Annotated in this window: 18 protein-coding genes; 15 read left to right on the forward strand and 3 right to left on the reverse strand. The window is 53.1% G+C overall.

The annotated features are described in order from the left end of the window. Positions 1–67: 67 nt before the first annotated feature. Positions 68–1,972: an ABC transporter ATP-binding protein gene (locus tag OQV00_RS02060; protein WP_004868406.1), complete on the reverse strand. Its 1,905-nt coding sequence runs from the start codon at positions 1,970–1,972 to the stop codon at positions 68–70. 173 nt (positions 1,973–2,145) lie between these two features. Here OQV00_RS02060 and kefG point away from each other — a divergent pair, with 173 nt between their 5' ends. From kefG to slyD, 4 genes are all read left to right on the forward strand, one after another. Next, on the forward strand, positions 2,146–2,709 hold the full coding sequence (gene kefG / locus OQV00_RS02065) for a glutathione-regulated potassium-efflux system ancillary protein KefG (RefSeq protein WP_032718310.1): 564 nt from the start codon (positions 2,146–2,148) through the stop codon (positions 2,707–2,709). Then, complete coding sequence (gene kefB, locus OQV00_RS02070) at positions 2,696–4,501, forward strand: glutathione-regulated potassium-efflux system protein KefB (protein WP_004868400.1); 1,806 nt, start codon at positions 2,696–2,698, stop codon at positions 4,499–4,501. Before kefG ends, kefB begins: the two co-directional genes overlap by 14 nt. Before the next feature lie 13 nt (positions 4,502–4,514). Beyond that, a complete protein-coding gene (locus tag OQV00_RS02075; RefSeq protein WP_015585624.1) occupies positions 4,515–4,715 on the forward strand; it encodes a YheV family putative zinc ribbon protein in 201 nt (66 codons plus the stop codon). Between the two features lie 94 nt (positions 4,716–4,809). Continuing rightward, the gene (gene slyD / locus OQV00_RS02080; protein WP_004868397.1) at positions 4,810–5,394 is read left to right on the forward strand and encodes a peptidylprolyl isomerase; all 585 of its coding nucleotides are present in this window, start codon (positions 4,810–4,812) and stop codon (positions 5,392–5,394) included. Positions 5,395–5,581: 187 nt separating this feature from the next. Here the strand turns inward: slyD and OQV00_RS02085 are convergent, their stop codons facing one another. Beyond that, positions 5,582–5,800, reverse strand: a complete 219-nt coding sequence (locus OQV00_RS02085; RefSeq protein WP_004868395.1) for a protein SlyX — start codon at positions 5,798–5,800, stop codon at positions 5,582–5,584. Positions 5,801–6,022: 222 nt separating this feature from the next. Between OQV00_RS02085 and fkpA the strand changes: the two genes are divergently transcribed. From fkpA to bfr, 11 genes are all read left to right on the forward strand, one after another. After that, positions 6,023–6,853 carry an FKBP-type peptidyl-prolyl cis-trans isomerase gene (gene fkpA / locus OQV00_RS02090; RefSeq protein ID WP_015585625.1) on the forward strand — a complete coding sequence of 277 codons (831 nt, stop codon included), beginning with the start codon at positions 6,023–6,025 and terminating at the stop codon, positions 6,851–6,853. 359 nt (positions 6,854–7,212) lie between these two features. Next, complete coding sequence (locus OQV00_RS02095) at positions 7,213–7,935, forward strand: helix-turn-helix transcriptional regulator (RefSeq protein ID WP_004868391.1); 723 nt, start codon at positions 7,213–7,215, stop codon at positions 7,933–7,935. Further along, positions 7,935–8,321 carry a sulfurtransferase complex subunit TusD gene (gene tusD, locus OQV00_RS02100; RefSeq protein WP_015585626.1) on the forward strand — a complete coding sequence of 129 codons (387 nt, stop codon included), beginning with the start codon at positions 7,935–7,937 and terminating at the stop codon, positions 8,319–8,321. Before OQV00_RS02095 ends, tusD begins: the two co-directional genes overlap by 1 nt. Next, positions 8,321–8,680 carry a sulfurtransferase complex subunit TusC gene (gene tusC / locus OQV00_RS02105; RefSeq protein ID WP_004868388.1) on the forward strand — a complete coding sequence of 120 codons (360 nt, stop codon included), beginning with the start codon at positions 8,321–8,323 and terminating at the stop codon, positions 8,678–8,680. The genes tusD and tusC overlap by 1 nt, the downstream gene beginning before the upstream one ends. Before the next feature lie 7 nt (positions 8,681–8,687). Continuing rightward, positions 8,688–8,975 (forward strand): sulfurtransferase complex subunit TusB, encoded by a 288-nt coding sequence (gene tusB / locus OQV00_RS02110; protein WP_004868385.1) that lies wholly within the window; start codon positions 8,688–8,690, stop codon positions 8,973–8,975. A 124-nt stretch (positions 8,976–9,099) separates the two neighbouring features. Continuing rightward, on the forward strand, positions 9,100–9,474 hold the full coding sequence (rpsL, locus tag OQV00_RS02115; RefSeq protein ID WP_002920115.1) for a 30S ribosomal protein S12: 375 nt from the start codon (positions 9,100–9,102) through the stop codon (positions 9,472–9,474). 95 nt (positions 9,475–9,569) lie between these two features. After that, positions 9,570–10,040, forward strand: coding sequence for a 30S ribosomal protein S7 (rpsG, locus tag OQV00_RS02120; RefSeq protein ID WP_004106370.1), 471 nt, complete (start codon positions 9,570–9,572; stop codon positions 10,038–10,040). Positions 10,041–10,136: 96 nt separating this feature from the next. Beyond that, entirely contained in the window at positions 10,137–12,251 is a 2,115-nt protein-coding gene (gene fusA / locus OQV00_RS02125; protein WP_004868382.1) for an elongation factor G, read from the forward strand. A gap of 70 nt (positions 12,252–12,321) precedes the next feature. Beyond that, positions 12,322–13,506, forward strand: coding sequence for an elongation factor Tu (gene tuf, locus OQV00_RS02130; protein WP_004118409.1), 1,185 nt, complete (start codon positions 12,322–12,324; stop codon positions 13,504–13,506). Positions 13,507–13,685: 179 nt separating this feature from the next. Then, positions 13,686–13,880, forward strand: coding sequence for a bacterioferritin-associated ferredoxin (bfd, locus tag OQV00_RS02135; protein WP_004868381.1), 195 nt, complete (start codon positions 13,686–13,688; stop codon positions 13,878–13,880). Positions 13,881–13,953: 73 nt separating this feature from the next. Beyond that, positions 13,954–14,430 carry a bacterioferritin gene (gene bfr / locus OQV00_RS02140; RefSeq protein WP_004868378.1) on the forward strand — a complete coding sequence of 159 codons (477 nt, stop codon included), beginning with the start codon at positions 13,954–13,956 and terminating at the stop codon, positions 14,428–14,430. On the opposite strand, the gene OQV00_RS02145 is transcribed toward bfr, so the two are convergent. Beyond that, entirely contained in the window at positions 14,414–14,881 is a 468-nt protein-coding gene (locus OQV00_RS02145) for a prepilin peptidase (protein ID WP_048024774.1), read from the reverse strand. The genes bfr and OQV00_RS02145 overlap by 17 nt on opposite strands. Positions 14,882–15,210 lie beyond the last annotated feature (329 nt).

Below are 15,210 nucleotides of genomic sequence, written 5' to 3' on the forward strand. Positions count from 1 at the left end.
ATATAACGGCGCGTTCCCATAACTCAGCGCCACTGCGTTTATACTCCCTGCCCTATCATAACCCGTTTTAACCTTCCTGTAGCATCTGTTCCAGCTGCTCTTGTGCATCCAGCCAGGCCATTTCACACTCTTCGAGACCGGATTTGGCACTGGCCTGTTGCTGCAGACAGCTGGTCAGCTCTGCTTTGCGGGAGGCATCATACAGCCCGCTGTCGCCGAGCTTCTCTTCCGCCTGGGCGAGCTGCGCGTTGAGCTTATCCATCTCTTTTTCGAGGCGGCTAATCTCTTTACGCAGCGGCTGAGTGAGCGTCCGTAATTCCGCTTCCCGACGTTTCTGGTCTTTGCGGGCCTGTGCGCTGTTACCGCTCTCTTTCGCAACGTCAGACGACGAGCTCTCCTGTTTCTGCGAGTCGCTGAGCCACTGCTGATAATCTTCCAGGTCGCCATCGAACTGCTCGACTTTACCGTCATGCACCAGATAGAGATCGTCGGTGGTGGAACGGATCAGGTGGCGATCGTGCGAGACCACCACCAACGCGCCTTCGAAATCAATCAGCGCTTCGGTCAAGGCCTGACGCATATCGAGATCGAGGTGGTTCGTCGGTTCATCGAGCAGCAGAAGGTTAGGTCGCTGCCAGACGATCAACGCCAGCACCAGGCGGGCTTTTTCACCACCGGAGAAACGCTGCGTCTCTTCGTTGACCTTATCGCTCTGGAAACCAAATCCGCCGAGATAGTCGCGCAGTTTCTGCTCTGTCTCCTGAGGCGCCAGGCGTGCCAGATGCTGTAACGGGGATTCGTCAGCGCGCAGAAACTCCAGCTGATGCTGAGCGAAGTAGCCGAGCTTAATGCCTTTAGCGAGGCCAATCTCGCCATGCAGCGGCTGGAGTTCGCCGGCCAGCAGCTTGATCAGCGTCGACTTGCCGGCGCCGTTTCGCCCTAACAGGCCAATGCGTGAACCGGGCACCAGGTTTAGTTTGATAGAGTCCAGAATCACCCGTTCGCCGTAGCCGGCGCTGACTTTTTCCATTTTCAGCAGCGGGTTTGGCAGGCTTTCCGGCGCGCGGAAACTAAAGTGGAACGGGTTATCGACGTGAGCCGGTGCGATAAGCTCCATGCGTTCCAGCATTTTAATGCGGCTCTGGGCCTGCTTGGCCTTGGTGGCCTTGGCGCGAAAGCGGTCGATATAGCTTTGCAGATGGGCGACGCGCAGCTGCTGGCTTTCATACATCGACTGCTGCTGTGACAGGCGGGTTGCGCGCTGCACTTCAAACGAGCTGTAGTTGCCGGTGTATTCGAACATCGTTTGCTGTTCGATATGAATAATTTTATCGACGATCGGATCCAGGAAGTCACGATCGTGAGAAATCAGAATCAGCGTGCCGGTGTAGCCTTTCAGCCATTTTTCCAGCCAGATGACTGCATCGAGATCGAGGTGGTTAGTCGGTTCATCGAGCAGCAGCAGATCGGAACGACAAATCAGCGCCTGCGCGAGGTTCAGGCGCATACGCCAACCGCCGGAAAAGTCGCTGACCGGGCTTTCAAGCTGCTCATTACTGAATCCCAGCCCGTGCAGCAGACTGGCGGCGCGCGAACGGATGGTCCAGGCATCGATGGCATCCAGTTTGCCGTGCACCGTCGCGATGGCGTGGCCGTCATTGCGCTCGTTGGCCAGTTTTAAATCGGCTTCGAGCTGGCGATATTCGCGATCGCCATCAATAACATAATCAATGGCTGGCTGCGGCAGCGCAGGGGTTTCCTGATTAACCCACGCCAGCTGCCAGTTACCCGGAAAGGTCATACTGCCGCCGTCGGCGCTAATCTCGTTTTTCAAAAGCGACAGCAGCGTGGATTTGCCGCAGCCGTTTTTGCCCACCAGGCCGACCTTCTGGCCAGGATTGATGGTGGCGGTGGCGTTGTCCAGGAGGACCCGTACGCCGCGACGAATTTGTAACGAGGAGAAAACAATCATAAGGCGCCGTATGTTCTGACTATGTTAGTTTGTCATTATGATAATGTAATGTGGTAGCAAATTGCTCCACCGGGCCGCAATGGTAGCCCAAAACGAAGACGATACACAAAGTCATTCTGGTTGCGTCGGGACGCAGCCGTTGTGCAGGCCACCAGAAGACGTTCGGGAGGGGAATGATGTCTCAGACAGCGAAGGTTTTGCTGCTGTATGCCCACCCAGAATCCCAGGATTCCGTGGCCAACCGGGTTTTACTTGAACCGGCTTTACAGTTGCCAAATGTCACCGTGCACGATCTCTATGCACACTACCCAGATTTTTTTATCGATATTACCCACGAGCAGGAGCTGTTGCGCCAGCATGAGGTGATTGTTTTCCAGCATCCGCTCTATACGTGGAGCTGCCCGGCATTGCTGAAGGAGTGGCTGGACAGAGTGCTGACCCGCGGCTTTGCCAGCGGCGCCGGAGGGAACCAGCTTGCGGGAAAGTACTGGCGTAGCGTGATTACCACCGGTGAGCCCGAGAGCGCCTACCGACGCGATGCCAATCGCTATCCCATGAACGACATCCTGCGCCCATTTGAACTGACTGCCGGCATGTGCCGGATGCACTGGATGAGCCCGATTATTGTCTACTGGGCTCGCCGACAATCGCCTGCCGATCTGAAAAATCACGCGCGTGCTTATCGCGACTGGCTGGCTAATCCCATCGCGGCAGGAGGCATAAATGGAGGGCGCTGATCTGCTTTTAGCGGGAGTCCTGTTTCTGTTTTCTGCCGTGGTGGCGGTGCCGTTGGCCGCCCGGCTCGGCATCGGCGCGGTATTAGGCTATCTGCTGGCCGGCATTGCGATTGGCCCCTGGGGGCTGGGTTTTATTAGCGATGTTGATGAGATTTTGCACTTCTCCGAACTGGGCGTCGTGTTCCTGATGTTCATCATCGGGTTGGAGTTGAATCCGTCTAAGCTCTGGCGCCTGCGCAGCTCCATTTTTGGCGTCGGGGCGGCGCAGGTTGTGCTCAGCGCGGGTATTCTTGGCGGATTACTCATTGTGACCGGGTTTTCCTGGCAGGCGGCGGTGGTCGGCGGTATTGGTCTGGCGATGTCGTCTACGGCAATGGCGCTGCAGTTGATGCGTGAGAAAGGAATGAGTCGCAGCGAGTCCGGACAGCTGGGGTTTTCGGTGCTGCTGTTTCAGGATCTGGCGGTGATCCCCGCGCTGGCTCTGGTACCGCTGCTGGCCGGTTCCGGTGATGACCATCTTAACTGGGTGACCGTCGGGCTGAAGGTTCTGGCCTTCGCCGGGATGCTTATTGGCGGCCGTTTTCTGCTGCGACCTGTTTTTCGGTTTATCGCCGGCTCCGGGGTGCGAGAAGTATTTACCGCCGCAACGCTGCTGCTGGTACTGGGTTCGGCCCTGTTTATGGATGCGCTCGGTCTGTCTATGGCGCTCGGTACTTTTATCGCCGGCGTTCTGCTGGCTGAAAGCGAGTATCGCCATGAGCTGGAGATCGCCATCGAGCCGTTTAAAGGGCTCTTGCTTGGGTTGTTCTTTATTTCCGTCGGCATGGCATTGAATCTGGGCGTGCTCTATACCCACTTACTGTGGGTGGCGGCAAGCGTTGCCGTGCTGGTGGCGGTAAAAAGTTTCGTGTTGTACGGCCTGGCGCGGGTATACGGGGTGCGTAGCTCGGAACGGATGCAGTTTGCGGGAGTGCTGAGCCAGGGGGGCGAGTTTGCGTTTGTGCTGTTCTCACTGCCGGCCTCGCTGCGACTGTTCGAAAACGATCAGATGGCGCTGCTGCTGGTCACGGTCACGCTATCGATGATGACAACGCCGCTGTTGATGACGCTTATCGATCAAATTCTCTCCCGGCGCTTTAACCAACCGGAAGAAGAGGATGAAGCGCCGTGGGTTGAGGACGATAAACCGCAGGTGATTATTGTCGGCTTTGGCCGCTTCGGGCAGGTTATTGGTCGTTTGCTGATGGCCAATAAAATGCGGATTACCGTGCTGGAGCGCGATATCAGTGCGGTTAACCTGATGCGTAAATATGGCTATAAAGTCTATTTTGGCGATGCGACGCAGCTGGAGCTGCTGCGCTCGGCGGGGGCGGAGGATGCGCAGTCGATTGTTATCACTTGCAACGAGCCGGAAGATACCATGAAGCTGGTGGAGATGTGTCAGCAACACTTTCCGCATCTGAATATTCTGGCGCGCGCCCGGGGGCGTGTTGAGGCGCATGAATTGCTGCAGGCCGGCGTGAAGCAGTTCTCGCGTGAAACGTTTTCCAGCGCGCTGGAGTTGGGGCGCAAAGCATTGATTACCCTGGGCATGCACCCGCATCAGGCGCAGCGCGCGCAGCTGCACTTCCGTCGTCTGGATATGCGAATGCTGCGTGAGTTAATGCCCGTGAATACTGATACGCTGCAGATATCACGCGTGCGGGAGGCTCGCCGGGAGCTGGAAGAGATTTTCCAGCGCGAGATGCAGAAAGAGAGCAGGCAGCTTGACGGTTGGGATGAGTTTGAATAAGGGTCAAATAATGATGGCAGTGCGTAAACGTTTTATTGCCGGCGCAAAATGTCCGGCGTGTCAGGCGCAGGATTCTCTGGCAATGTGGCGTGAGAATAATGTCGATATTGTTGAGTGTGTTAAGTGTGGCCACCAGATGCGTGAGGCGGATAAAGAGGCGCAGGAGCACGTCCGTAAAGATGAACAAGTGATTGGCATTTTTCATCCGGACTAGCGTTATCTGTCGCCTTTTTTTAAGCTAGAGGGTACACGGCTGCAGAATTCCGCTACAATCTGCGCCACTATTCTTCCCATGCTCAGGAGATATCATGAAAGTAGCAAAAGACCTGGTGGTCAGCCTGGCCTATCAGGTACGTACAGAAGACGGTGTGTTGGTTGATGAGTCTCCGGTAAGCGCGCCGCTGGACTACCTGCATGGTCACGGCTCCCTGATTTCCGGCCTGGAAAATGCGCTGGATGGCCATGAAGTGGGCGACAAATTTGACGTAGAAGTCGGCGCGAACGATGCGTACGGCCAGTACGACGAAAATCTGGTTCAGCGTGTTCCTAAAGACGTCTTCATGGGCGTTGATGAACTGCAGGTTGGCATGCGTTTCCTGGCGGAAACCGACCAGGGTCCAGTGCCGGTTGAAATCACCGAAGTGGACGACGAGCACGTCGTGGTTGATGGTAACCACATGCTGGCTGGCCAGAATCTGAAGTTCAACGTTGAAGTTGTTGCGATTCGCGAAGCGACTGCAGAAGAGCTGGAGCACGGTCACGTGCACGGTGCCCACGGCCACGATCATGACCACGATCATGAAGGTTGCTGCGGCGGCCACGGCCACGATCACGACCACGGTCATGAACATGGCAAAGGTGGTTGTGGTAACGGCGGCTGCGGTTGCCACTAATACCCATCGTCTTTCAGGCCGCAGGCGCGTTGGCCTGGCTTTCAAACCCCGGTGACATCGTTCTCTATGCTGCCGGGAGTTCTCAAGCCTGCCGCCATTCTGCGACTCGACATTCTTAGGGTATTCAATCCGGTAGACATAGTGCTGCCGGAGATAGTCAAGCGGGGAAACCCGCTTTTTTTACGCCTCAATAATGTGGCGGGGGCGTTTCTTCTGCCTGTGATGCGATGTGCGATGATTGGGTCGCTTTCAGTTTTTCAACCATCAAGCGCATATGTTCACGCATCTTCGCCATTTCGATCTCATGGGCGGTGACGGTCTTGTTGAGGTCTTCAATGGTGATTTCCTGAAACGCCAGCCGGCTTTCCAGCTCCGCCAGGCGAGTCTCCAGTGTACTGTCGTGCATGAGTAACCTCTTCTGTCTTATCTCGCGAGCGGATTCTACTCAACTTTCACCCTTCGCGCAGCAACCTCGCGTAAGACAGGAAACTTATTTATACAAAAATAGTCTCAAAACTGGCGATATTCAGGAAGGTCTGTATGTAGATTTGCTCTGCAACGTTCTATAGTACCTTTTTTGCTTTTTACGATAACCCTGGGGTGAGATGCCCCGGCCCTGGAGAAATGGATGAAATCACTGTTTAAAGTAACGCTGCTGGCGACCACGATGGCTGTCGCCCTGAATGCACCGCTGACCTTTGCGGCTGATACTGCCGCGAAGACGGCACCTGCAACGGATAGCAAAGCGGCATTTAAAAATGACGATCAAAAATCTGCTTATGCGCTGGGTGCTTCACTGGGACGTTACATGGAAAACTCCCTGAAAGAACAAGAAAAACTGGGTATCAAGCTGGATAAAGATCAGCTGATCGCCGGTGTTCAGGATGCGTTTGCGAATAAAAGCAAACTGTCCGATCAAGAAATCGAGCAGACTCTGCAAACCTTCGAAACCCGCGTAAAAACTGCTGCTCAGCAGAAAATGGAAAAAGACGCGACTGAAAACGATGCTAAAGGCAAAGCCTATCGCGATACCTTCGCAAAAGAGAAGGGCGTAAAAACCTCTAAATCTGGCCTGCTGTACAAAGTTGAGAAAGAAGGGACCGGCGACGCGCCGAAAGACAGTGACACTGTTGTCGTGAACTACAAAGGTACGCTGATTGACGGTAAAGAGTTCGATAACTCCTACACCCGCGGTGAGCCGCTCTCCTTCCGTCTGGACGGCGTTATCCCGGGCTGGACCGAAGGCCTGAAAAATATCAAGAAAGGCGGCAAAATCAAGCTGGTCATCCCACCGGATCTGGCTTACGGCAAAACTGGCGTCCCGGGTATTCCGGCTAACTCCACGCTGGTCTTCGACGTAGAACTGCTGGATATCAAACCGGCACCGAAAGCCGATGCCAAGCCTGAAGCGGCGGCGGATGCCAAAGCTGACGCGCAAAGCGCAGACGCGAAGAAGTAATCTGGTCTAAGCCGCCGCCGTTAAAGGCGGCGGCTTTTTTATTTGGGGCAGATATAATTAAAACTGGAAAGTGCCTCAAGCGCTGTATTACTTTAGTTAGCTTAATAATGATGATGAGCCTGCCCTGACAAGCTACACCTCATCTTTCAAGCTGCCTCTGCATTGGCTGCATCCGCTTATTCCGGTTACGCACTGGAGTCAGCCCTGAGACGTGATAAGAGACATGTTTGCCTCTTACCTCGCCAGCTTACGGCTGGTCAAATTCGTTGTGACGAATGTCTCGGACGTGCACCCCTCAGCGCACCTTGAACGGTTTTGTGTAAAAAATGACAGGCTCCTGAAAAGGAGTGCTTTTTTTCATGTCCAGGTCGCTTTTAACCAACGAAACCAGTGAGCTTGACCTGCTGGATCAACGTCCTTTCGACCAGACCGACTTCGATATCCTCAAATCCTATGAAGCGGTTGTGGACGGGTTAGCGATGCTCATTGGTTCCCATTGTGAGATCGTGCTGCATTCTTTACAGGATCTGAAATGCTCCGCCATCCGCATCGCCAACGGTGAGCATACCGGGCGCCAAATCGGCTCGCCGATAACCGATCTTGCGCTGCGCATGCTGCATGATATGACGGGGGCCGATAGCAGCGTATCCAAGTGCTACTTTACGCGGGCTAAGAGCGGAGTCCTGATGAAGTCCGTCACGATCGCCATTCGCAACCGTGAGCATCGGGTCATCGGTCTGCTGTGCATCAACATGAACCTTGATGTGCCGTTCTCACAGATAATGAGCACCTTTATTCCGCCGGAAACGCCGGAGGTGAACTCTCAGGTTAACTTTGCCTCGTCCGTCGATGATTTGGTCGCTCAAACCCTTGAGTTCACTATCGAAGAAGTGAATGCCGATCGTAATGTTTCCAACAATGCTAAAAATCGCCAGATTGTCCTGAATCTCTACGAGAAAGGGATCTTTGATATCAAAGATGCCATCAACCAGGTTGCCGATCGGCTGAATATTTCCAAACATACGGTCTATCTCTATATTCGCCAGTTCAAGAGCGGCGATTTCCAGGGGCTGGATAAGTAATGCGTTTTGCCATTACGGTAACGGGGCCAGCCTACGGTACGCAGCAGGCCAGCAGCGCCTGGCAGTTTGCCCAGGCCGTTTTGCAAGAGGGTCATGATCTGGTCTGTGTCTTCTTCTATCGTGAAGGTGTCTACAACGCAAACCAGCTGACGGCGCCCGCCAGCGATGAATTTGATCTGGTACGCGCGTGGCAGCGGCTGCATGACGATCATGCTGTCGCGCTGCACATCTGCGTGGCGGCGGCCCTGCGTCGCGGTGTCACCGATGAACAAGAAGCTCAGCAGCTGGGGTTACCGGGTCATAATCTGCAGCCCGGATTTACGCTGAGCGGCCTGGGCGCGCTGGCGGAAGCCTCATTAACCTGCGATCGGATGGTGCAGTTCTGATGAAACGCGTTGCTTTTGTTTTTTCTTCTGCCCCGCATGGTTCTGCTTCGGGTCGGGAAGGTCTGGATGCGCTGCTGGCGACCTCCGCGCTGAGCGATGAGATCGGCGTATTCTTTGTCGGCGACGGCGTCTTTCAGCTGCTGCCCGGGCAACAACCGTCGGCGGTACTTGCCCGCGATTACATCGCGACCTTTAAACTCTTGCCGCTGTACGATATTGACGCGTGCTGGATATGTGCAGCGTCTGCCCGCGAACGCGGCCTGAATGCCGGGACGGCGTGGGTGGTGGATGCCGAGTGGCTTGAGCCCGAAGCGCTGCGCGCCCGACTCGATGATTTCAACGTGATTTTACGTTTCTGAGGCCCGAATGCTCCACACACTCAGCTCGTCCCCGTGGCACACCGATCTCCGCGCGATGCTACGCCTGGTAAAGGATGGCGACGATCTCCTGCTGCTTTCTGATGGCGTGATTGCGGCCATCGCCGGCGGACCTTTCCTTGAAATCCTGCGCTCTGCCCCCATAACCATTCATGCTCTGCAAGACGATATCGATGCCCGCGGGCTGGCTGGTCAAATTGCGGACAGTGTCGTCAGGGTTGGCTATACTGATTTCGTCAGAATGTCGGTCAAACATCCTGGACAGTTGTCCTGGTAATGGCGGGATCGTTGTATATTTCTTGACACCTTTTCGGCACCGCCCTAAAATTCTGCGTCCTCATATTATATGAGGCGATTTATTACGTGTTTACGAAGCAAAAGCTAAAACCAGGAGCTATTTAATGGCAACAATTAACCAGCTGGTACGCAAACCACGCGCACGCAAAGTTGCAAAGAGCAACGTGCCTGCACTGGAAGCCTGCCCGCAGAAACGTGGCGTATGTACTCGCGTATATACTACCACTCCTAAAAAACCGAACTCCGCACTGCGTAAAGTTTGCCGTGTTCGTCTGACTAACGGTTTCGAAGTCACCTCCTACATCGGCGGTGAAGGTCACAACCTGCAGGAACACTCCGTGATCCTGATCCGTGGCGGTCGTGTTAAAGACCTTCCGGGTGTTCGTTACCACACCGTTCGTGGTGCGCTTGACTGCTCCGGCGTTAAAGACCGTAAGCAAGCTCGCTCCAAGTATGGCGTGAAGCGTCCTAAGGCTTAATGGTTCTCCGTTAAGTAAGGCCAAACGTTTTATATTAATGTCAAACTAAACTCTTTGAGTTTTGGACAATCCTGAATTAACAACGGAGTATTTCCATGCCACGTCGTCGCGTCATTGGTCAGCGTAAAATCCTTCCAGATCCTAAGTTCGGATCAGAACTGCTGGCAAAATTTGTAAACATCCTGATGGTAGATGGTAAAAAATCTACTGCAGAAGCTATCGTATACAGCGCGCTGGAGACCCTGGCTCAGCGCTCTGGTAAAAATGAACTGGAAGCTTTCGAAGTCGCTCTGGACAACGTCCGTCCGACCGTCGAAGTTAAGTCCCGCCGCGTAGGTGGTTCTACTTACCAGGTTCCAGTTGAAGTCCGTCCGGTTCGTCGTAATGCCCTGGCAATGCGTTGGATCGTAGAAGCTGCTCGTAAACGTGGTGATAAATCCATGGCTCTGCGTCTGGCGAACGAACTTTCTGACGCTGCAGACAACAAAGGTACTGCAGTTAAGAAACGTGAAGACGTTCACCGCATGGCAGAAGCCAACAAGGCGTTCGCTCACTACCGTTGGTAATCCCTTCGGAGTCATAGTCACCAGGCGGGCGCTTCAGGTAAGTCGCCCGTGCTGGATAACTTAACTGAACGCCTAAAGAAATAAACGAGGAATCAAATGGCTCGTACAACACCCATCGCACGCTACCGTAACATCGGTATCAGTGCGCACATCGACGCCGGTAAAACCACTACTACCGAACGTATTCTGTTCTACACCGGTGTAAACCACAAAATCGGTGAAGTTCATGACGGCGCAGCAACCATGGACTGGATGGAGCAGGAGCAGGAGCGTGGTATCACTATCACCTCCGCAGCGACTACTGCATTCTGGTCTGGTATGGCTAAGCAGTATGAACCGCATCGCGTTAACATCATCGACACCCCGGGGCACGTTGACTTCACTATCGAAGTAGAACGTTCCATGCGTGTGCTTGATGGTGCGGTAATGGTTTACTGCGCAGTTGGTGGTGTTCAGCCGCAGTCTGAAACCGTATGGCGTCAGGCAAACAAATATAAAGTTCCGCGCATTGCGTTCGTTAACAAAATGGACCGCATGGGTGCGAACTTCCTGAAAGTTGTTGGTCAGATCAAAACCCGTCTGGGCGCGAACCCGGTTCCGCTGCAGCTGGCAATTGGTGCTGAAGAAGGTTTCACCGGTGTTGTTGACCTGGTGAAAATGAAAGCCATCAACTGGAACGAAGAAGACGCAGGCGTAACCTTCACCTATGAAGATATCCCGGCTGACATGCAGGATCTGGCTGAAGAATGGCACCAGAACCTGATCGAGTCCGCTGCAGAAGCTTCAGAAGAGCTGATGGAGAAATACCTGGGTGGTGAAGAACTGACTGAAGAAGAGATCAAAAAAGCTCTGCGTCAGCGTGTTCTGAACAACGAAATCATCCTGGTAACCTGTGGTTCTGCGTTCAAGAACAAAGGTGTTCAGGCGATGCTGGATGCGGTAATTGATTACCTGCCATCCCCGGTTGATGTACCTGCGATCAACGGTATTCTGGACGACGGTAAAGATACCCCGGCTGAACGTCACGCTAGCGATGAAGAGCCGTTTGCTGCTCTGGCATTTAAAATCGCTACCGACCCGTTCGTGGGTAACCTGACCTTCTTCCGCGTTTACTCCGGTGTGGTTAACTCTGGTGATACCATCCTGAACTCCGTGAAATCTGCACGTGAGCGTTTCGGTCGTATCGTACAGATGCACGCTAACAAACGTGAAGAGATCAAAGAAGTTCGCGCGGGCGACATCGCTGCTGCTATCGGTCTGAAAGACGTGACTACTGGTGACACCCTGTGTAACCCGGATCACCCGATCATTCTGGAGCGTATGGAATTCCCTGAGCCGGTAATCTCCATCGCTGTTGAACCGAAAACCAAAGCTGACCAGGAAAAAATGGGTCTGGCTCTGGGTCGTCTGGCGAAAGAAGACCCGTCATTCCGCGTATGGACTGACGAAGAATCTAACCAGACCATTATCGCCGGTATGGGTGAGCTGCACCTCGACATCATCGTTGACCGTATGAAGCGTGAATTCAACGTTGAAGCGAACGTCGGTAAACCTCAGGTTGCTTACCGCGAAGCGATTCGTGCGAAAGTTACCGATATCGAAGGTAAACATGCCAAGCAGTCTGGTGGTCGCGGTCAGTATGGTCATGTTGTTATCGACATGTACCCGCTGGAGCCGGGCTCAAATCCGAAAGGATACGAGTTCATCAACGACATCAAAGGTGGTGTAATTCCTGGCGAATACATCCCGGCCGTTGATAAAGGCATCCAGGAACAGCTGAAAGCTGGTCCGCTGGCAGGTTACCCGGTAGTTGATCTCGGCGTGCGTCTGCACTTCGGTTCTTACCATGACGTTGACTCCTCTGAACTGGCGTTTAAACTGGCCGCTTCTATTGCCTTCAAAGATGGCTTTAAGAAAGCGAAACCAGTTCTGCTTGAGCCGATCATGAAGGTTGAAGTAGAAACTCCGGAAGAGAACACTGGTGACGTCATCGGTGACCTTAGCCGTCGTCGTGGTATGCTGCGTGGTCAAGAATCCAACGTTACTGGCGTTGTGATTCACGCTGAAGTTCCGCTGTCCGAAATGTTCGGATATGCAACTCAGCTGCGTTCTCTGACCAAAGGTCGTGCTTCTTACTCCATGGAGTTCCTGAAGTATGATGACGCGCCGAACAACGTTGCTCAGGCCGTAATTGAAGCCCGTGGTAAATAAGCCGTAGGGTTAAAACCAAAATCCCGTGCTCTCTCCTGAAGGGGAGAGCGCTATAGTAAGGAATATAGCCGTGTCTAAAGAAAAATTTGAACGTACAAAACCGCACGTCAACGTCGGTACTATCGGCCACGTTGACCATGGTAAAACTACTCTGACCGCTGCAATCACTACCGTTCTGGCTAAAACCTACGGTGGTTCTGCTCGTGCATTCGACCAGATCGATAACGCGCCGGAAGAAAAAGCTCGTGGTATCACCATCAACACTTCTCACGTTGAATATGACACCCCGACTCGCCACTACGCACACGTAGACTGCCCGGGCCACGCCGACTATGTTAAAAACATGATCACCGGTGCTGCTCAGATGGATGGTGCGATCCTGGTTGTTGCTGCGACTGACGGCCCGATGCCGCAGACTCGTGAGCACATCCTGCTGGGTCGTCAGGTAGGCGTTCCGTACATCATCGTGTTCCTGAACAAATGCGACATGGTTGATGACGAAGAGCTGCTGGAACTGGTCGAAATGGAAGTCCGTGAGCTGCTGTCTCAGTACGACTTCCCGGGCGACGACACGCCGATCGTTCGTGGTTCCGCTCTGAAAGCGCTGGAAGGCGAAGCAGACTGGGAAGCGAAAATCATCGAACTGGCTGGCTACCTGGATTCTTACATCCCGGAACCAGAGCGTGCGATTGACAAGCCGTTCCTGCTGCCGATCGAAGACGTATTCTCCATCTCCGGTCGTGGTACCGTTGTTACCGGTCGTGTAGAGCGCGGTATCATCAAAGTGGGCGAAGAAGTTGAAATCGTTGGTATCAAAGAGACTGCGAAGTCTACCTGTACTGGCGTTGAAATGTTCCGCAAACTGCTGGACGAAGGCCGTGCTGGTGAGAACGTTGGTGTTCTGCTGCGTGGTATCAAACGTGAAGAAATCGAACGTGGTCAGGTACTGGCTAAGCCGGGCTCTATCAAGCCGCACACCAAGTTCGAATCTGAAGTGTACATTCTGTCCAAAGACGAAGGCGGCCGTCATACTCCGTTCTTCAAAGGCTACCGTCCGCAGTTCTACTTCCGTACAACTGACGTGACTGGCACCATCGAACTGCCGGAAGGCGTAGAGATGGTCATGCCGGGCGACAACATCAAAATGGTTGTTACCCTGATTCACCCGATCGCGATGGACGACGGTCTGCGTTTCGCAATCCGTGAAGGCGGCCGTACCGTTGGCGCGGGCGTTGTAGCTAAAGTTCTGGGCTAATTATTAGTTCTGAATGAAAAAGGGCGCTTCGGCGCCCTTTTTGCTGCTCGTCATCTGGCGTCGAGCAAAATCATGTTTGTATGAAAAAAGAACATCTCTTTGAGTATTTAATCAACGCACTATTGTAATTATAACTATTCTCATTTACACTTTTGAGCATAAATTGAACGGGAGTCGGTATGTACGTTTGTTTGTGTAATGGTGTAAACGATAAAAAAATTCGTCAGGCCGTTCGTCAATTTCATCCACAGTCTTTTCAGCAATTGCGCAAATTCATTCCTGTTGGAAATCAATGCGGTAAATGTGTCCGTGCCGCCCGTGAGATTATGGAAGATGAATTAACCCGCATGCCGGAATACCAGGAGAGCGCTTAAGAGCTCAGGCTTTTCTTTGACATCTTTATAGCCCGAACTACGCTTCAATAAGTGGAAGCGGAGGGACTATATAATGAAAGGTGATGTCAAAATCATAAGTTATCTCAATAAATTGTTGGGAAATGAGCTTGTCGCAATAAATCAGTACTTTCTTCACGCCAGAATGTTCAAGAACTGGGGCCTGATGCGCCTCAATGATGTTGAATATCATGAATCCATCGATGAAATGAAACACGCCGATAAGTACATCGAGCGCATTCTCTTCCTTGAAGGTATCCCCAATCTGCAGGATCTTGGCAAGCTGGGCATCGGTGAAGATGTCGAGGAGATGCTGCAATCTGATTTACGACTGGAACTCGAAGGCGCAAAAGATCTACGTGAGGCGATCGCTTATGCCGACAGCGTCCATGACTATGTCAGTCGCGACATGCTTATTGAAATCCTGACAGACGAAGAAGGCCATATTGACTGGCTGGAAACGGAGCTGGATCTGATTGGTAAATTAGGACTGCAAAACTATCTCCAGTCACAAATCAAAGTGGCTGACTGACTAGCGTTTGCCACCCGCACCAAAAACCCGCTGCAGCCAAAAAAGGGCCAAAAGGCAGCGGGTTGTTCAATGAGCGCTGTACTTTCCCGAGAATCATCAATAGCAGCATGACTCCACCGGCGAAGACCGTCGCCATAAAAACCAGCTGCGGCAGCATTTGCCAACCGTGCCACGCGCCAAGTGCGGCCAGAAATTTGACATCGCCATAGCCAAGCCCTTCATAACCGCGAATCCCCCGATAGAGCCAATAGAGGCACGTGAAAGCCAGATAGCCGCCGATGGCGCCGCCAACGGCATACTCCAGCTGTAGCGGAGCGTAGTAAAGATAATAGAACAGCCCGCTCCAGAGCAGGGGGCAGGTCAGGCGATCGGGAAGCAGGCCGTAGCGCAGATCGTACCAGCAGAGGGCGAGCGACAGACCGCTATAGAGAAGTAATAAGAGGGGCATCATCGATAAGGTTCCCTGGCGATGGGGATATGCGCGGAGTCTGGTCGAAAAAGAGAGGGATAGCAAAGGCCCGTATTCATTATCGCGAGGCGCCATCCGCGGTATTAACTCAGTTTTCACTACTTTCTATGCCCGCTCGCCGCGGCACGCAAAAATGATTGCTGATTTTGTATGCAGCACTTGCGTCGAGCCCGAATTTGCGTATAATGCGCGGGCCTGTCAAAATTGGCAGGCTGGTTCGATATGAACCCTGATAGAGCTTTTAGCTATCAAACAATGTTCCCAATTGGGGAACTATGTAAGAACGGTTACACTCTCCCATCAATCGTAAT

The sequence above is a fragment of the Klebsiella sp. DY2415 genome, assembly GCF_026314315.1.
Lineage (GTDB): Bacteria > Pseudomonadota > Gammaproteobacteria > Enterobacterales > Enterobacteriaceae > Klebsiella > Klebsiella ornithinolytica.

Coding starts and splice junctions, on each gene's coding strand:
- OQV00_RS02145 (WP_048024774.1), bottom strand. CDS start 14,881: ATGATGCCCCTCTTATTACTTCTCTATAGCGGTCTGTCGCTCGCCCTC.
- kefG (WP_032718310.1), top strand. CDS start 2,146: ATGATGTCTCAGACAGCGAAGGTTTTGCTGCTGTATGCCCACCCAGAA.
- fusA (WP_004868382.1), top strand. CDS start 10,137: ATGGCTCGTACAACACCCATCGCACGCTACCGTAACATCGGTATCAGT.
- OQV00_RS02095 (WP_004868391.1), top strand. CDS start 7,213: ATGTCCAGGTCGCTTTTAACCAACGAAACCAGTGAGCTTGACCTGCTG.
- tusD (WP_015585626.1), top strand. CDS start 7,935: ATGCGTTTTGCCATTACGGTAACGGGGCCAGCCTACGGTACGCAGCAG.
- bfr (WP_004868378.1), top strand. CDS start 13,954: ATGAAAGGTGATGTCAAAATCATAAGTTATCTCAATAAATTGTTGGGA.
- tusB (WP_004868385.1), top strand. CDS start 8,688: ATGCTCCACACACTCAGCTCGTCCCCGTGGCACACCGATCTCCGCGCG.
- rpsL (WP_002920115.1), top strand. CDS start 9,100: ATGGCAACAATTAACCAGCTGGTACGCAAACCACGCGCACGCAAAGTT.
- OQV00_RS02060 (WP_004868406.1), bottom strand. CDS start 1,972: ATGATTGTTTTCTCCTCGTTACAAATTCGTCGCGGCGTACGGGTCCTC.
- OQV00_RS02075 (WP_015585624.1), top strand. CDS start 4,515: ATGGCAGTGCGTAAACGTTTTATTGCCGGCGCAAAATGTCCGGCGTGT.
- rpsG (WP_004106370.1), top strand. CDS start 9,570: ATGCCACGTCGTCGCGTCATTGGTCAGCGTAAAATCCTTCCAGATCCT.
- slyD (WP_004868397.1), top strand. CDS start 4,810: ATGAAAGTAGCAAAAGACCTGGTGGTCAGCCTGGCCTATCAGGTACGT.
- fkpA (WP_015585625.1), top strand. CDS start 6,023: ATGAAATCACTGTTTAAAGTAACGCTGCTGGCGACCACGATGGCTGTC.
- kefB (WP_004868400.1), top strand. CDS start 2,696: ATGGAGGGCGCTGATCTGCTTTTAGCGGGAGTCCTGTTTCTGTTTTCT.
- bfd (WP_004868381.1), top strand. CDS start 13,686: ATGTACGTTTGTTTGTGTAATGGTGTAAACGATAAAAAAATTCGTCAG.
- OQV00_RS02085 (WP_004868395.1), bottom strand. CDS start 5,800: ATGCACGACAGTACACTGGAGACTCGCCTGGCGGAGCTGGAAAGCCGG.
- tusC (WP_004868388.1), top strand. CDS start 8,321: ATGAAACGCGTTGCTTTTGTTTTTTCTTCTGCCCCGCATGGTTCTGCT.